The organism is Pseudomonas sp. S2_F03, assembly GCF_054668335.1.
In genome coordinates this window covers 1,190,494-1,206,664 of sequence record NZ_CP162759.1, presented here as the reverse complement: position 1 = coordinate 1,206,664, position 16,171 = coordinate 1,190,494, and the positions used below count along the sequence as shown (strand labels likewise).

Sequence of the window (16,171 nt, the reverse complement as noted above, 5' to 3'; positions counted from 1 at the left end):
ATGAATGATTGTCGCGGTCGATTGTGAGGTGGACATATGCTCGGTCCACTCTCAACCGATAACAACAATGAGGTATGCCATGCGTGAAGTGGTGATCGTCGACAGCGTGCGGACCGGCCTGGCCAAGTCCTTTCGCGGCAAGTTCAACCAGACCCGTCCGGACGACATGGCGGCGCATTGTGTCGACTCGTTGCTAGCGCGCAACGGCATCGACCCGGCCAGCGTCGAGGATTGCATCGTCGGTGCGGGCTCCAACGAAGGCGCGCAGGGCTACAACATCGGGCGCAATGTCGCCGTGCTCTCGCGTCTGGGCATCGGCACTGCCGGCATGACCCTCAACCGCTTTTGCTCCTCGGGCTTGCAGGCGATTGCCATTGCCGCCAACCAGATTGCTTCGGGGTGCAGCGACATCATCGTGGCCGGTGGCGTCGAATCCATCAGCCTGACCATGAAAAGCGTCAACACCGATAACCTGATCAACCCGCTGCTCAAGGAGCAGGTGCCGGGCATTTACTTCCCGATGGGGCAGACCGCCGAAATCGTTGCGCGTCGGTACAACGTCAGCCGCCAGGAACAAGACCTGTACGCCTTGCAAAGCCAGCAGCGCACCGCCCAGGCGCAGGCCGCCGGTCTGTTCGATGATGAAATCGTGCCGATGGCGGTGAAGTACCGCGTGGAAGACAAGGCCACCGGTGCGATTCAAATCCTCGATGGCATCGTTGATCGCGATGACTGCAATCGGGCGGACACCACGCTGGAAAGCCTGGCGGGACTGAAGCCGGTGTTTGCTGAAGACGGCTCGGTGACGGCGGGCAACTCCTCGCAGCTGTCCGACGGTGCCTCGATGACGCTGGTGATGAGCCTGGAAAAAGCCCTGGAACTGGGGCTCAAGCCGAAGGCGTTTTTCCGTGGTTTCACGGTCGCCGGGTGCGAGCCGGATGAAATGGGCATCGGCCCGGTGTTCTCGGTGCCGAAGTTGCTCAAGGCCAAGGGCTTGCAGGTTGCCGACATTGATCTGTGGGAGCTCAACGAAGCGTTTGCCTCGCAGTGCCTGTACAGCCGAAATCGGCTGGAGATCGATAACGAGAAGTACAACGTCAATGGCGGTTCGATTTCCATCGGGCACCCGTTCGGCATGACCGGCTCGCGTCAGGTCGGGCATCTGGTGCGTGAGTTGCAGCGCCGCAATTTGCGCTACGGCATCGTCACCATGTGCGTGGGCGGCGGGATGGGCGCGACGGGGTTGTTTGAGGCGGTGCGTTAAATTCGCAAAGCTGTGTCGCCTGATCAACCGCTATCGCGGGCAAGCCCGCTCCCACATTGGAATGCGATCAACTGTGGGAGCGAGCCTGCTCGCGAAGGTAGCGCCTCGGTCTAAAGCTGGGCACTCGATGTCTGCATCCGCTCGATGTACGCCTGAATCTCGCGCTGCGCCGCCTCTGCATTATTAAACGGCCCCTCCAGCGTGTTTTCACGGGTACTGAAAAACAACTCCCCATTCACGCGACACAACCGGTCACTGCGAAAGTGTGTCGCGGGGGCTTTGTCCTGGGCGCGCATGCCGTACATGGCGATTCTCCTGAAAGTGATCCGATGAGCTTATGCACGAACCCCTTGGCACGCCTGAGCAACTGATCGACGGCCGATCGTCAATTAGTTGCTGCGACCTGCACAGTTTCATTTGCGCCTGCTCGCCAACTGTCCCTGTGTGCCAGGCCTCTCTGCGCCTAGAATGACGATTCTCGCCATCTGGCTGTTGGGGTTCGCATGCACATTTCATCCGGTCGCTGGGTTTACGGTCTGTTTCTGGCCCTGCTGACTGCGCTGCTGTGGGGAATCCTGCCGATCAAACTCAAGCAAGTGCTGCTGGTGATGGACCCGGTGACCGTCACCTGGTTTCGCTTGATCGTATCCGGCGGGTGCTTGTTCGTTTATCTGGCGGCGACCAAACGTTTGCCGAGCCGCAAAGTGCTCGGCCCGCGCGGTGGCTGGCTGGTGCTGATGGCGGTGCTCGGTCTGGTCGGTAACTACGTGTTGTACTTGATGGGTTTGAACTTGCTCAGCGCCGGCACCGCGCAATTGGTGGTGCAGATGGGCCCGATCATGTTGCTGATTGCCAGTCTGTTTGTGTTCAAGGAACGCTTCAGCGTGGGGCAGGGGGTTGGGCTGCTGGTGTTGCTGGTCGGTTTCGCCCTGTTTTTCAATCAGCGCCTGGCCGAGTTACTCACTTCGTTGACCGAGTACACCACCGGCGTGCTGCTGGTGTTGCTGGCGTCCACGGTCTGGACCTTCTACGCCTTGGGGCAGAAGCAACTGCTGACCGTGTGGAATTCGTTGCAGGTGATGATGGTGATCTACCTGTTCTGTGCGCTGTTGCTGACGCCGTGGGTGCACCCACTGGAAGCGCTGCAACTGAGCCCGCTGCAAGGCTGGCTGCTGCTGGCGTGCTGCATGAATACGCTGATTGCCTATGGCGCGTTTGCCGAAGCGTTGGCCCATTGGGAAGCTTCGCGGGTGAGTGCGACGCTGGCGATCACGCCGTTGGTGACGTTTGCCGCGGTGGCCGTGGCGGCATGGTTGTGGCCTGATTTTGTGCATGCCGAGACGATCAACGGTCTGGGCTATAGCGGCGCGGTGCTGGTGGTGCTGGGGTCGGCGCTGGTGGCGTTGGGGCCTTCGTTGATTGCCGGGCTCAAGGCCCGGAAGGTGCGGATGGCGGCCGGTTAAACCGCGTCATCGTTCATCGCGGGCAAGCCATGCTCCTACGGGTTTTGTGTCGATACCGGACATTTTGATCGACGCAAAACCCGTAGGAGCATGGCTTGCCCGCGATGGCTGACTGCTAGGCGCTACACATCTCAGCCCTTGGCCCCGGCCTCCAGCATGTTTTCCGGCCGCACCCACGCATCAAACTGTTCATCGGTCAGATAACCCAACTGCAACGCCGCCTCCCGCAACGTCAGCCCCTGCGCATACGCCTTCTTGGCAATCTCTGCCGATTTGTCATAGCCGATGTGCGGGTTCAACGCGGTCACCAGCATCAAGCCCCGCTCCAGATGTTCAGCCATTTGCTCTGCGTCCGGCTCAAGTCCGGCAATGCAGTGCTGCTGGAAGTTGCTGCAGCCATCGCCCAGCAGGCGGATAGATTGCAGCAGGTTGTGGATGATCACCGGTTTGAACACATTCAATTGCAGATGGCCCTGGCTCGCCGCAAACCCGATGGCGACGTCGTTGCCCAAGACCTGGCAAGCCAGCATCGATAGCGCTTCGCACTGCGTCGGATTGACCTTGCCCGGCATGATCGAGCTGCCCGGTTCGTTGGCCGGTAATTTCACTTCAGCAAAACCGGCTCGTGGCCCGGAGCCCAGCAGGCGCAAGTCGTTGGCGATTTTCATCAGGGTCACCGCCAGGGTTTTCAGTGCACCCGACAGGGTCGTCAGCGGCTCATGACCGGCCAGCGCGGCGAATTTGTTCGGCGCCGTGATGAAAGGCAGGCCGGAGAGGGCGGCCAGTTCGGCGGCAATCGCTTCGCCAAAACCGTGAGGCGAATTCAGCCCCGTGCCGACCGCGGTACCGCCCTGGGCCAGCTCACATACGGCTGGCAACGCGCTGCGGATCGCCCGTTCGGCGTAATCCAGTTGCGCGATGAACGCCGAAACTTCCTGGCCGAACGTGATCGGCGTGGCGTCCATCATGTGCGTTCGGCCGGTCTTGACCAGTTTCATGTGGCGCGCTGCCAGCTCGGCCAGGCCTCCCGACAATTCACTGATCGCCGGTAACAACTGCTGCTGAACGGCCTGCGCCGCGGCGATGTGCATGGCGGTGGGGAAACAGTCATTGGAGCTCTGGGAGCGATTGACGTGATCGTTGGGGTGCACCGGCGACTTGCCGCCGCGTGGGTTGCCGGCCAGCTCGTTGGCGCGGCCAGCGATCACTTCATTGACGTTCATATTGCTTTGGGTGCCGCTGCCGGTCTGCCAGACCACCAGCGGGAACTGGTCGTCATGGTTGCCATCGAGCACTTCGTCCGCCGCCTGTTCGATCAGCCGGGCGATGTCGGCGGGCACGTCGCCGTTACGGTCGTTGACTCGCGCCGCGGCTTTTTTGATCAGTGCCAGGGCATGCAGCACCGCCAGCGGCATTTTTTCGTTGCCGATGGCGAAGTTAATCAGCGAGCGTTGCGTCTGAGCGCCCCAGTAAGCTTCATCGGGGACTTCCACCTGGCCAAGGCTGTCGGTTTCGATACGGCTCATCATGCACACTCCTGTAGGTCTGATAGCGCAGTTTAGGCCGTGATCGTCGGCCGTGGTTCCATCTGACAGGTTTTTGAGCCTTCAACCCCTCTAATTCAGGCCCGACAAGGCTTGGGGTTGAGCGACACACTTTTTTAGGCGCAGAATGGACGCCCTTGGGGTTTTACCTCGCCTGCTAGAAAAGGAAACTCGATGACTCGTCTTCGTGCCATCTGTACCGCGGTTGCACTGGTTTGCGCCAGCGGCCCTGTTTTTGCCGATACCGCCAGCCATAACGCCAGTGCCGAAGCTTTCCTGACCCTGGCGCACGCTGACAAATTGGGCACTCCGGTGTACATGCAAGTGCAGCAAATGTTCGCTCAGCGCTTTGAACAGACCAAAGCCCCTGAATCGAAAAAAGCGTTGCTGGAAACGTATCAGGCCAAAGCCAACGCTGCGCTGGACCAAGCCATTGGCTGGAACAAGCTGAAACCGGAAATGGTCAAGCTCTACACCGCCAACTTCAGCGAGTCCGAGCTCAAAGACCTGGTTGCGTTCTACCAGTCGCCACTGGGCAAGAAAGTCCTGGAAAAAATGCCACAGCTGACTCAGCAATCGGCCCAGATGACTCAAGCCAAGCTGGAAAGCGCAGTGCCTGTAGTCAACAAGCTGCTGGCTGACATGACGGCCGAGCTGGAGCCGAAAGGCGCCGCCGCTCCAGCCAAGAAAAAGCCTTAAGCGGAGTTCGGTATGACCATGCAACAACGCATCGAATCGACACTGGGCCTGTTACAGCCGCAACACCTGCAAGTGCTGGATGAAAGCCACATGCACAGCCGTGGGTTGCAGACTCACTTCAAGGCCGTGGTGGTCAGCCAGCAGTTCGAAGGGCTGAATCGCGTCAAGCGTCACCAGAAAGTCTACGGCACGCTCGGCGAGTTGATGGGCGAGTTCCATGCGTTGGCGCTGCATACCTACACGCCCGAGGAATGGGCACAGATCGACGCGGCCCCGGCCTCACCGACCTGTGCTGGCGGCAGCAAGCATTAAACCCGCGTTTTTTGCTAGAATCCGCAACGCGCCGCTCACCCGGCGCGTTTTTTTGAATCCGGTTCACCCTTTGCGAGGGTAGCCACCTGGAGAAACACCCATGACACAACAGATTGTCGTGGCGGCACTGTATAAGTTCGTCACCCTGCAAGATTACGTCGCCCTGCGCGAGCCACTGCTGCAAGCCATGGTCGACAACGGCATCAAAGGCACGCTGCTGATAGCTGAAGAAGGCATCAACGGCACCGTGTCCGGTACCCGCGAAGGCATCGACGGACTGATGGCCTGGCTCAAGAACGACCCACGCATGGACGACATCGATCACAAAGAGTCGTACTGCGACGATCAGCCGTTCTATCGCACCAAAGTCAAACTCAAGAAAGAAATCGTCACCCTGGGTGTTGATGGCGTGGACCCGAACAAAAAGGTCGGCACCTACGTTGATCCGCAGGACTGGAATGCGTTGATCAACGATCCGGAAGTGCTGTTGATCGACACCCGCAACGATTACGAAGTATCGATTGGCACCTTCGAAGGCGCCATCGACCCGAAAACCACCAGTTTTCGCGAATTTCCCGACTACATCAAAGCCAACTTCGACCCGGCCGTGCACAAGAAGGTCGCGATGTTCTGCACCGGCGGCATCCGTTGCGAGAAAGCGTCGAGCTACATGCTCAGCGAAGGTTTCGATGAGGTCTATCACCTCAAGGGCGGTATCCTGAAGTACCTCGAAGAGGTGCCGCAGGAAGAAACCAAATGGCAGGGCGACTGCTTTGTGTTCGATAACCGTGTGACCGTTCGTCATGACCTCAGCGAAGGTGATTACGATCAGTGTCATGCCTGTCGTACACCAGTCAGCGTTGAAGACCGCGCCTCAGAGCACTACGTGGCCGGCATCAGTTGCCCGCATTGCTGGGACACCTTGAGCGAAAAAACCCGGCGCAGCGCCATTGATCGGCAGAAGCAGATCGAACTGGCCAAGGCGCGCAACTTGCCTCACCCGATCGGCTACAACTACAAGCAAACTCCTTCCGAGGCTTGAACCATGTCAGCGCGCCGCCTGCTCTATGTGATGGATCCGATGTGTTCTTGGTGCTGGGGCTTTGCGCCAGTGGCTAACGCCTTGGTCGCGCAAGCACAGGCGGCAGGCGTCGACGTGCATTTGATCGTCGGTGGTTTGCGCACCGGCAGCGGGGCGGCGCTGGAGCCCACCACCCGGCGCTACATTCTTGAACATTGGCAAGCGGTCACCGAGGCCACCGGCCAACCGTTCAAGCTTGAGGGGGCGCTGCCCGACGGTTTTGTCTACGACACCGAGCCCGCGTGCCGGGCTCTGGTCACTGCGCGCAGCCTGGCGCCGGATTGCGCGTGGAAGCTGCTGGGCCTGATTCAGCACGCGTTCTACGCCGAAGGTCGCGACGTCACCCGCGCCAGCGTGCTGGTCGAACTCGCCGAGCAGGCCGGTTTGCCGCGCATTGAGTTTGCCGCCGCGTTCGACCGTGCCGATATGCACGCCGCCACGGCGGCCGACTTCACCTGGGTCCAGGACTTGGGCATCGCCGGTTTCCCAACCTTGCTGGCTGAGCGTAATGGTCAATTGGCGTTGCTGACCAACGGGTATCAGCCTCTGAGTGAACTGTCCCCGTTGCTCGGCCGCTGGCTGGAGCGTGCTGCCTGTGCATGATGTGCCCGATGACGTCCCGGCGCCCAAGCCTGTCGATCGATTGAGCTGGGCCGAAATCCGCCGACTGGCCTTGCACCATAAAAAATCCCTGTGGATCGCCAACGGCGTCGCCGTGCTGGCGACCTTGTGCAGCGTGCCGATTCCATTGCTGCTGCCGTTGCTGGTGGACGAAGTATTGCTGGGGCACGGTGACGCCGCGCTGAAGGTCATGAACCACGCCCTGCCCGAAGGCTGGCAGAAAGCGGCGGGCTACATTGGCCTGATGTTGCTCGTGACCTTGGTGTTGCGCTGCGGGGCCTTGTTGTTCAACGTCGTGCAGGCAAAGTTGTTCGCGGCGCTGGCCAAGGACATCGTCTATCGCATTCGCACCCGGCTGATCGAGCGGCTCAAGCGAATTTCCCTGGGCGAATACGAAAGCCTGGGCAGCGGCACCGTGACCACGCACCTGGTCACCGACCTGGACACGCTGGACAAATTCGTCGGCGAAACCCTCAGTCGTTTCCTCGTGGCGATGCTGACCCTGGTGGGTACCGCGAGCATTCTGATCTGGATGCACTGGAAGCTGGCGCTGCTGATCATGCTGTTCAACCCGTTGGTGATCTATGCCACGGTGCAGTTGGGCAAGCGGGTCAAACACCTGAAAAAACTCGAAAACGACAGCACCTCGCGCTTCACCCAGGCACTGACCGAAACCCTCGATTCAATTCAGGAAGTACGCGCCGGTAACCGCCAGGGGTTCTTCCTCGGGCGCCTTGGCCTGCGAGCCCGGGAGGTGCGCGATTACGCGGTGAACTCTCAGTGGAAAACCGATGCCTCGAACCGCGCCAGCGGCCTGTTGTTCCAGTTTGGCATCGATATTTTCCGTGCCGCGGCCATGCTCACCGTGCTGTTTTCCGACCTGTCCATCGGCCAGATGCTGGCGGTGTTCAGCTACCTGTGGTTCATGATCGGTCCGGTGGAACAACTGCTGAACTTGCAGTACGCCTATTACGCCGCCAGCGGCGCGTTGTCGCGGATTAACGAACTGCTGTCCCGGGCCGATGAGCCGCAGTACCCGGGTGGCGTCGACCCGTTTCAGGGCCGTGACACCGTGGGCATTGAAGTCCAGGGCCTGAGTTTCGGTTATGGCGACGAGTTGGTGTTGAACAAGATGGACCTGTCCATCGCCCCCGGGGAAAAAGTCGCCATCGTCGGTGCCAGTGGCGGCGGTAAAAGCACCTTGGTGCAGTTGCTGCTGGGTTTATACACGCCGCTGGCCGGGACCATTCGCTTCGGTGGTTCGACCCAGCAAGAGATCGGCCTGGAAACGGTCCGCGAAAACGTCGCTGTCGTCCTGCAACACCCCGCGCTGTTTAACGACACCATTCGCGCCAACCTGACGATGGGCCGTGAGCGCAGTGACGAAGCCTGCTGGCAAGCGCTGGAAATTGCGCAATTGCAGCACACGGTTCGAGAATTGCCTGACGGCCTCGACAGCATCGTCGGATGCTCCGGTGTGCGTTTGTCCGGCGGCCAGCGCCAACGCCTGGCGATTGCGCGGATGGTACTGGCCGAACCCAAAGTGGTGATCCTCGACGAGGCCACTTCCGCACTGGATGCTGCCACTGAATACAACCTGCACCAGGCGCTGGCACGGTTCCTGAGCAACCGCACCACGCTAATCATCGCGCACCGCTTGTCGGCGGTGAAACAGGCCGACCGGGTACTGGTGTTCGATGGCGGGCAGATTGCCGAGGATGGCGACCATCAGCAGTTGATTGCCGATGGTGGTTTGTACGCCAAGCTTTATGGGCATTTGCAGCAGTTGTAGCTTAGCGCCAAAGGACGTTAAGGGCGTTTTCCCCGCCGTCGTAACCGAACTCCTTCATCACCACTGAGCACGATGTGCAGGGCGGCATGGTGGTGGCGATGTTCACCGATTTGATTGCTTTTGGATCAGGGTATTTCTCGCGAATCACTCTGATCAATTTACTTTCGCTGTCCAGGGAAGTTGGCGCGCTGGTCAATGCTGGATGATAGGTTCCAATGTCTTTGATGGTGGGCGGCACAGCGAGTATTTTTCCGGTGTCAGTCACTTCCAGAGCGGTGCGCGGGAACTGCTGATTGATGTCGATATTGAAATAAGTTGTTGTGCCGACGTTGACCCGATCCGCGCCTAGATTATTCCTGAACAAGGGAAGATGTCCCGTCGCCCCTTGCGCTCCCGAAACACTCACGTAGATCTCCCGGTTTCCGGTGCTGGTGGTGACTTCGGCATAGGCGATATTCCTCGGATTGTAAGAGCGCTGATGACGAGGGATCAGTGCATGGAGCTTTCTCATCGTCTCGTCGATCCTCAAAGAGCTGGTCGTATTCTTCAGATTGATGGTTGGCTCAAGAAACAATGTATCGAAAATTTCTACTGTTCTTTGACGAAAGGCCTCGGGCGCTTCCTTGCTACGGGACCAGGTTGTTGCACCCTCTGGTAGTCGGGTGACAATCATTCGGGTCGAGTGATCAAACATCAATGCCTCACCCGGGCTTGTATCAACCTTCAACCATTTCATGTAGTTCGCAGGCGTGGCGGTCGTTCCAATGGGGATGGCGATTTTATCCATAGTCTTCATCGCGCGTTCAAGTGCAGGGAGGCCGTGGATACGTGCGATATTGTTAGCGTTCAGGGAGCCTGTGTACACGCGCAGCAGTTCTTCGCCGACAGTGCCATCGGCCAGTTCACCCTTCAACATCCGTTTCAGTGTCAGCGGCTCACGCAGACTTTGCTCTTTTGACAACGTCGCAACGTAGTACTTGTCTGTGTTGAATCGGCTGAAAACGTAGGTCGTCGATTCATCGGCGGACTGCACGATAATGGCGCCGACCTTATGCGAATCGGTAGCGCCTTCATAGGTTCCCCCGACCATGATGCGTCCGTAGATTCCTTTCTGAAACTCCAGTGCTGCCGGGATGGTTTTTTTAGGAACTGGCCATGACTTGGTGAAGCCCAGTGTTGTCAGGTCTGCGTCGAACTTCTTCAGTGTGTCTCCCGCCCCTTGATAGACGGCGCCGTCAATGACCAGGAAAGGCTCAGCGTGGCCGCCCCTGGCACCCGGTGTAGATATCCGGTCGCCGAACCAGGGGGCGTAGTCTTTTGTTTCATCGAATGAGCCAACGGCAGGGGTGGCAAAGGGGTCTCCGTTGACGTAGCTGACAGGACAGGTGGTCTCCCCTGGCGCACGACGCAGGCGACAGGGAACCAGCTTCCGCGCAAGGCTGTCGTCAATCAAACCGATGCGTCGCAGTTTGTCGCGATCGAGCCGATAAGGCACATCGTCGAAGAAAAAGGTCGTTCGGCCATCGACCTCAAGTATCTCCTGCACTCGAGTATCTTCCGGGATTTTAACCAGTAGGGAGTCGCCGCTCTTTCCAATGGGCGGATACAACGATGGCCCAATAGACAGTGCGTTTTCAGAAGTTGTCAGAGGATGTCCGTAGGGTTTGGCAGAAACAGGATCGATCAGATAGTGGACTGGTTTGGTCGTTGATCCGATATTGCGTACAGGGACATCGTCGAGTCCGCGAAAGGTCGCCAATTGATCGCTCTGTGTGAGGGGGCGCCAGCGGCCTGGATCATTGACCTGAGGCAAGCCTTCGATGAAGTTGTACGTGTTTGCTCTACCGAGTGCAGGCTTCAAGCTGTTGTAAGACTTTTTGGCTGCGAATTTAACGCCTGCATACAAACCTCTCAGAGTTCCGCGTGAGAGCCGTAGTGCCAGCGTCGGAAGGCCATAGAAAGGAATTGCGTTTTGTACGGATGAAATAAGCAGTTTTTCAGCCAGTGCGCCAAATCGCGGAAGTGCAGCGCGTACACCCGAGCGGACTGCAATGGAGGCCAGCTTCACTGAGCCCGATACGAATTTCCCCAAGGGAAGCGCGAACGAGACCGCATCCACAATCAAACCAAAAATGGCCCATACCCTTTTTTCGGGTCGCCTGAAAGCAGGTCCTCTATGCCTCCCCAAAACGGTATGAATCCTTTGACGGAGACCAGCCAATGAGGGCGCGCGGCGATACGCTCAATCTCGGTTTCGCCCTTGGCCGAAGCATGAAGCAGTTTTTCGTCATGGTAAAAAAAGTGGTCGGCAATGTAGTTTGAAAGTTCCGTTGCTCGGGAACTCGTTACGCTTGGGCGCGCCGATTGCTCATTCTCGATGCCAATGGAAGGGGCGGTAAATGTTTTACCAAACTGATCAATAATTGCCTCACACGCTGCATCTTTCTTTGGAAAACTACCGGCTTCATGAGCTTGCCAATCAAACGGCACTCTTGTTTTATGGCGAAAAGAAACGGCTTTAAAGTTAACGAGGGGCACTGGGGTTAGCTGGGAGCTTACTGTTCCGCCAAGCATGGATAATAAAAAATCCGTACGCAGTCTAATAATCCCTGCACGTGGTAAACATTCGTAATAGGCAACCCGGTTCTTGTAAGAGATCTGCAAAATAAAGCCCATTCGAAGCCGAAGCGGTAGCGTGATGGCGGGTGTCTCGTCTTCTAGCTCTATCTCGTTGGTGGATTTTCTCAAGGTGTAGATCTTTACCTCGCCCAACTCTATGGCTTGGCGTTCATCATGGGGGAGTGATGTCAGCAGGCTTTTCAGCAGTGTTTGATACGCGCTTTTACTCAAATCGAGATAGCTTTTGAATTCCGCCTCAAATAACTGCGTCGCATCTGGCAGGGGTTTTCGCTTCAGTGCGGCAGGAAAACTGGGATCATTGGAGTTAATTGTACGGTCTGTGTTGAGGCTGATTCGATACGCGCTTTTGCGTGTTCCATCCTGCTGGGTGATGTGCCAGCTTCTGTTCAGCCTCCCTGACATGTAGACGTCTTGAAAGGTGTAGATTTTGTCCCGTAGCGGTGGTGTTCGTAAAAACCCACCTGCTTCACTGGATTCGAAGTCTTCAATTAACTTTCGCCCGTCAGAGATGAACGGAAAGTGGGTTCGGTTGCCAAAGACTTCTCTGAATCCTACAGGCGTCCAGCGTAAAGAGTCCCTGAAATACGTCCTCATCTCCCTCTCGGCGATAGAAGATCTTTTTGGGTAGTCGACGTCCAGTTGAATGATCGCTTTTCTCAAGGCGTCGGTGTGTTCGTCGAGTGACTTGATAGATTGAGTTTTTTCCTCAAGTGAGTAATCCGCGTCGGTTCTCTCAGTAACAACACCATTGGTAATCGCCCATTCGAGAGTTGCAGGCATTCTGCACAGGGTGATGAGTTCCAGCTCTTGTGGACTGGCTTGCATAGACTGCCGAAGCGGCAAATCCACCAATTGCTGGAAGCTCATGCGCTGGATCAAGTCCGGCTCCATGGCTTCAGCGAGCGTGACTCCGTGAACGAAATTGACCCAGACGACGGAGCTTCTATAGGGCAGGCCGGGCGGGATGTCGCAGACTTGAAACTCTGTTGGAAATTCGGTTTGGAACAAGCGAGCGAGCAAGATGGCCTCAACCATTGAGGACGCCCGTTTGCTGTCGAATAGATGCTGCTCGAATTCCGCCCAGATGTTCTGGTAACTCTTTCCCCAGTTTGAGCGCTGTTGCCAAGGGTACCCGGAAATGTTTTCTGGCTTGTCGTTCCTTGATGCATTTGTCCAGAGCCGAATGGCTTTACTGATTAATTTGATTCGTACCCCGGCAGAGGCATCCTCACCCGGTTTTCCGCCGTACCAGTTCAATCCTTCCAGCAATAAACTCCCTAGTCGCTGGGACTCCGCAGAGCGCAGAATTTTTTCGAGAAAAACCATAGGCGTCGCGCGAACTTGCTCGATGGTCGGGCGAGGGGAGGTGTTTTTTTCGAAGTGGCTAAAGAGTGAAGTTTGTGATCCGGGGAGGAATCGCTTAACGATGTCGATAATGTCCCGATCCGTCAGTTGAGCGATCAGGCTATCGAGGGTCATGCCATCTTTCGGTGAGGCCTTCTGGATGGTTGCCAGGAGCTTAAGGTCTTTTTTGTCTGGGGTGCGATTGATCGCTTCGATATCAACACCACTGTCCAGTTGCAGCGAGTAGCGGGCGCGCTTTTCTTCCAGGGTGTGAATCGTCGCACGATGTTCAGCGGCGTTTCCCGGATCCCAGGGGGAAATGCCGTAATGGTTGATCATTTGTACAAGCTTGAGGGTGCCTGGTTCTTTATCTTGGGCGCGGAGGAGGGAAGTAGATTGGAGAACTATGAAGGTTTCCAGGTCTTTTGATGAGAAATCGGGCTTTCTCAGAGCGGCGATAAGTGTGTCGTAGTCGGACAACACTTCTTGGTACTCCATGGCCGCGGAGAATGGTAGATGTTGTTCTTCTGATAAGTCACTCGGTGATGTTGTAGGTAACGGCATGTTCATGGGTGTCTCTCTATTATTGGCTGGACTCCTGTAAGGCGATGTTCAAGTTGTAAGCGCTTACAGAAAGACGAGCAGTTTTACGCCGGCAAAAAATAATAGTGAGGTACATATGTATCGCTCCAGATTCTTGGCATGAGGCCCCGACGAGAGCGGTTCATAGGTCGATATCCAGAGTGACTGTATTGGTTTGCGTGCATTGGCTTTTTAGTGTTTGAGAATGCGTCCACATGCCTCTGAGGGAGCACGGAGGGTGAAATGTCGACTCTGGCTTGCCTGTAGGGGCAACGCACCCTAGTCTTGGAGGAGCGATCACATTGGGATGATGATCTGGTAGTGCTAAAACAAGGGACCTCATGAATCAAACCCGGACTCTCGGAACGCCGCGGCTATTGGGCATTGTCTGGCCATTTATTGCCGTCGTGCTGTTTCAGGCCCTGTTGGGTGGCGTCAGCCTTTACGTTCTGTCGGCAGTGCGCGGCTATGTGGCCGGTGAAAGTTTGTGGTCGAAGGGGCAAAAAGACGCCATCTATTACCTCAACCTTTACGCGGACAGTCGCGACGAGGCAATTTTTCTCAAATACCAGAAAGCCATTGCTGTACCTCAGGGTGGCCACGAGTTGCGCCTGGCGCTGGACCACCAGCCACCTGATATCGAAGCCGCGCGAGTGGCGATCCTCAAGGGCGGCAACCACCCGGACGACGTTTCCAGTCTGATCTGGCTCTACCTCAACTTTCGGCACTTCAGTTACCTTGAAAAAGCCATCGACCGCTGGACGGTGGGGGACGCGTACCTGCTGCAGCTCGATGAGGTTGCGCAAGAGATGCACCGGCGCGTGGCCGACAGTCAGGTCACATCTGCCGATATCAAACGCTGGAGAGACCAGATACTCGCCATCAACGATGCCGTGACGCCAGCCGCCAAAGCGTTCAGCGACGCATTGGGCGAGGGCTCTCGCTTGATTCTCCGGTTATTGCTGGTGACCAACCTCGCCACGGCGCTGGGCCTGATTGCCCTTGCGTTGCTGCGTACGCACAAGTTGCTCAAGCAGCGCCATGAGTTCGCCGAGGCGCTGCAACTGGAGAAAGACCGGGCTCAGATCACCTTGCAATCGATCGGCGACGGGGTGATCACCACGGATGTCGAAGGCGCTATCGCCTACATGAACCCCGCCGCCGAGGCCCTGACCCACTGGAAAGCCGAACAGGCGACGGGTTTGCCTCTGGCGGCGCTGTTCAACTTGCTGGACGAAAACGCCCAGGCTGACGGGTTCACCCTGATCGAACATATTCTGAGTGGTCAACTCAGTGGGGGCAGCGAACATTCCAAACTGATTCAGCGGCTCGATGGCAGCACGGTGTCGGTGACGCTGGTCGGTTCGCCGATTCGCAATGCGGGCAAGGTCAGCGGCACCGTTCTGGTGTTGCACGACATGACGCAGGAGCGCCAATACATTGCCAATCTGTCCTGGCAGGCGACACATGACGCCTTGACCGGGCTCGCCAACCGGCGTGAGTTCGAGTTCCGACTGGAGCAGGCACTGCACAACCTGACACGGCATTCCGGGCGCCATGCCCTGATGTTTCTCGATCTGGATCAATTCAAACTGGTCAACGACACCTGCGGCCACGCGGCGGGCGATGAGTTGCTGCGGCATATTTGTGCCTTGTTGCAATCCGGTTTGCGTGAAGGAGACACCCTGGCTCGGCTGGGGGGCGATGAGTTCGGTATCTTGCTGGAAAACTGCGCACCGGAGGCGGCCGAGAAGATTGCCGAAAGTTTGCGTCAGACCGTACAGAACCTGCATTTTGTCTGGAAGGGGCGACCCTTTGTCACCACGGTGAGTATCGGGCTGGTGCATGTCGCGCAACCGCCTACAACCCTGGAGGCTTCCTTGCGCGCCGCGGATATGGCGTGTTACATGGCCAAGGAAAAAGGGCGCAATCGGGTTCAGGTCTATCACGCCGATGACTCGGAACTGTCACTGCGTTTTGGCGAGATGGCGTGGGTGCAGCGCCTGCACATGGCGCTGGAAGAGAACCGGTTTTGCCTGTACTCCCAGGAAATCGCGCCGTTGGGGCATACCGAGCGCGGTGGCGGGCATATCGAGATTCTGTTGCGCCTGCATGATGAAGCCGGTCGTATGATCCTGCCGGACAGTTTTATTCCGGCGGCGGAGCGTTATGGACTGATGACCGCTCTCGATCGCTGGGTGGTGGAGAATGTCTTTAAGATCATTGCCCAATGCAAAGCCGAAGAGCGCAAGGGGCCGTACGCGATGTGTGCGATTAATCTGTCAGGCACAACTATCGGAGATGAGGCGTTTCTGGACTTCCTGCGTGAACAGTTTGTTAATTATTCAATTCCGCCTGAAATGATTTGTTTTGAAATCACTGAAACAAGTGCAATTTCCAATTTGGGCAGTGCAATTAGATTTATCAATGAACTCAAAGGTTTAGGCTGTCACTTCTCGTTAGATGACTTTTGTGCCGGAATGTCCTCGTTCGCTTACTTGAAACATTTGCCTGTAGACTTCCTGAAGATCGATGGGAGTTTCGTAAAGGATATGTTGGACGACCCGATTAACCGCGCCATGGTCGAAGTGATCAACCACATCGGCCATGTCATGGGTAAGCGCACGATTGCCGAGTTTGTAGAGTCACCCCAGATTGAACAGGCATTGCTGGAGATCGGGGTCGATTTCGCTCAAGGGTATGTGATTGAACGCCCGCATCTGTTTACCTGCGATAGTTTGCAAAGTCGTCCTGCCAGGCCCCAGCCTCTGTTGTTCAAGGCCCCGGGCACGTTCCGTTGAAATCTCTTGTTGATCCGAACAATCACAA

The 16,171-nt window shown here is 57.0% G+C and carries 12 protein-coding genes; 8 read left to right on the top strand and 4 right to left on the bottom strand.

All coding sequences use genetic code 11. The features are described from left to right. The first annotated feature begins 79 nt into the window (after positions 1-79). Positions 80-1,264, top strand: coding sequence for a thiolase family protein (locus AB4N76_RS05755; RefSeq protein WP_046031733.1), 1,185 nt, complete (start codon positions 80-82; stop codon positions 1,262-1,264). Positions 1,265-1,374: 110 nt separating this feature from the next. Here the strand turns inward: AB4N76_RS05755 and AB4N76_RS05750 are convergent, their stop codons facing one another. Beyond that, positions 1,375-1,569: a DUF6316 family protein gene (locus AB4N76_RS05750; RefSeq protein ID WP_460164256.1), complete on the bottom strand. Its 195-nt coding sequence runs from the start codon at positions 1,567-1,569 to the stop codon at positions 1,375-1,377. A gap of 198 nt (positions 1,570-1,767) precedes the next feature. Between AB4N76_RS05750 and AB4N76_RS05745 the strand changes: the two genes are divergently transcribed. Continuing rightward, positions 1,768-2,727 (top strand): DMT family transporter, encoded by a 960-nt coding sequence (locus AB4N76_RS05745; RefSeq protein WP_460164255.1) that lies wholly within the window; start codon positions 1,768-1,770, stop codon positions 2,725-2,727. A 131-nt stretch (positions 2,728-2,858) separates the two neighbouring features. Here AB4N76_RS05745 and AB4N76_RS05740 read toward each other — a convergent pair whose 3' ends face one another. Beyond that, positions 2,859-4,253, bottom strand: coding sequence for a class II fumarate hydratase (locus tag AB4N76_RS05740; RefSeq protein ID WP_046031736.1), 1,395 nt, complete (start codon positions 4,251-4,253; stop codon positions 2,859-2,861). Positions 4,254-4,445: 192 nt separating this feature from the next. Here AB4N76_RS05740 and AB4N76_RS05735 point away from each other — a divergent pair, with 192 nt between their 5' ends. The 5 genes from AB4N76_RS05735 to AB4N76_RS05715 all read left to right on the top strand — a co-directional run bounded on the left by AB4N76_RS05735 (position 4,446) and on the right by AB4N76_RS05715 (position 8,776). Then, on the top strand, positions 4,446-4,970 hold the full coding sequence (locus AB4N76_RS05735) for a DUF2059 domain-containing protein (RefSeq protein ID WP_046031737.1): 525 nt from the start codon (positions 4,446-4,448) through the stop codon (positions 4,968-4,970). 12 nt (positions 4,971-4,982) lie between these two features. After that, positions 4,983-5,282, top strand: coding sequence for a BolA family protein (locus AB4N76_RS05730; RefSeq protein WP_008151216.1), 300 nt, complete (start codon positions 4,983-4,985; stop codon positions 5,280-5,282). A gap of 100 nt (positions 5,283-5,382) precedes the next feature. Continuing rightward, a complete protein-coding gene (gene trhO / locus AB4N76_RS05725) occupies positions 5,383-6,324 on the top strand; it encodes an oxygen-dependent tRNA uridine(34) hydroxylase TrhO (RefSeq protein ID WP_046031738.1) in 942 nt (313 codons plus the stop codon). A gap of 39 nt (positions 6,325-6,363) precedes the next feature. Continuing rightward, positions 6,364-6,966 carry a DsbA family protein gene (locus AB4N76_RS05720; protein ID WP_175649043.1) on the top strand — a complete coding sequence of 201 codons (603 nt, stop codon included), beginning with the start codon at positions 6,364-6,366 and terminating at the stop codon, positions 6,964-6,966. Further along, positions 6,959-8,776, top strand: coding sequence for an ABC transporter ATP-binding protein (locus AB4N76_RS05715; protein WP_460164254.1), 1,818 nt, complete (start codon positions 6,959-6,961; stop codon positions 8,774-8,776). The genes AB4N76_RS05720 and AB4N76_RS05715 overlap by 8 nt, the downstream gene beginning before the upstream one ends. A 1-nt stretch (position 8,777) precedes the next feature. On the opposite strand, the gene AB4N76_RS05710 is transcribed toward AB4N76_RS05715, so the two are convergent. Continuing rightward, complete coding sequence (locus AB4N76_RS05710) at positions 8,778-10,895, bottom strand: hypothetical protein (RefSeq protein WP_460164253.1); 2,118 nt, start codon at positions 10,893-10,895, stop codon at positions 8,778-8,780. Positions 10,896-10,897: 2 nt separating this feature from the next. Continuing rightward, complete coding sequence (locus AB4N76_RS05705; RefSeq protein WP_460164252.1) at positions 10,898-13,330, bottom strand: hypothetical protein; 2,433 nt, start codon at positions 13,328-13,330, stop codon at positions 10,898-10,900. A gap of 353 nt (positions 13,331-13,683) precedes the next feature. Here AB4N76_RS05705 and AB4N76_RS05700 point away from each other — a divergent pair, with 353 nt between their 5' ends. Then, a complete protein-coding gene (locus AB4N76_RS05700; RefSeq protein ID WP_046031741.1) occupies positions 13,684-16,143 on the top strand; it encodes an EAL domain-containing protein in 2,460 nt (819 codons plus the stop codon). Positions 16,144-16,171 lie beyond the last annotated feature (28 nt).

What these genes read in the sequence shown, in the direction of transcription:
- AB4N76_RS05755 (WP_046031733.1), top strand. Translation starts at nt 80, where the DNA reads ATGCGTGAAGTGGTGATCGTCGACAGCGTGCGGACCGGCCTGGCCAAG.
- AB4N76_RS05750 (WP_460164256.1), bottom strand. Translation starts at nt 1,569, where the DNA reads ATGTACGGCATGCGCGCCCAGGACAAAGCCCCCGCGACACACTTTCGC.
- AB4N76_RS05745 (WP_460164255.1), top strand. Translation starts at nt 1,768, where the DNA reads ATGCACATTTCATCCGGTCGCTGGGTTTACGGTCTGTTTCTGGCCCTG.
- AB4N76_RS05740 (WP_046031736.1), bottom strand. Translation starts at nt 4,253, where the DNA reads ATGAGCCGTATCGAAACCGACAGCCTTGGCCAGGTGGAAGTCCCCGAT.
- AB4N76_RS05735 (WP_046031737.1), top strand. Translation starts at nt 4,446, where the DNA reads ATGACTCGTCTTCGTGCCATCTGTACCGCGGTTGCACTGGTTTGCGCC.
- AB4N76_RS05730 (WP_008151216.1), top strand. Translation starts at nt 4,983, where the DNA reads ATGACCATGCAACAACGCATCGAATCGACACTGGGCCTGTTACAGCCG.
- trhO (WP_046031738.1), top strand. Translation starts at nt 5,383, where the DNA reads ATGACACAACAGATTGTCGTGGCGGCACTGTATAAGTTCGTCACCCTG.
- AB4N76_RS05720 (WP_175649043.1), top strand. Translation starts at nt 6,364, where the DNA reads ATGTGTTCTTGGTGCTGGGGCTTTGCGCCAGTGGCTAACGCCTTGGTC.
- AB4N76_RS05705 (WP_460164252.1), bottom strand. Translation starts at nt 13,330, where the DNA reads ATGAACATGCCGTTACCTACAACATCACCGAGTGACTTATCAGAAGAA.
- AB4N76_RS05700 (WP_046031741.1), top strand. Translation starts at nt 13,684, where the DNA reads ATGAATCAAACCCGGACTCTCGGAACGCCGCGGCTATTGGGCATTGTC.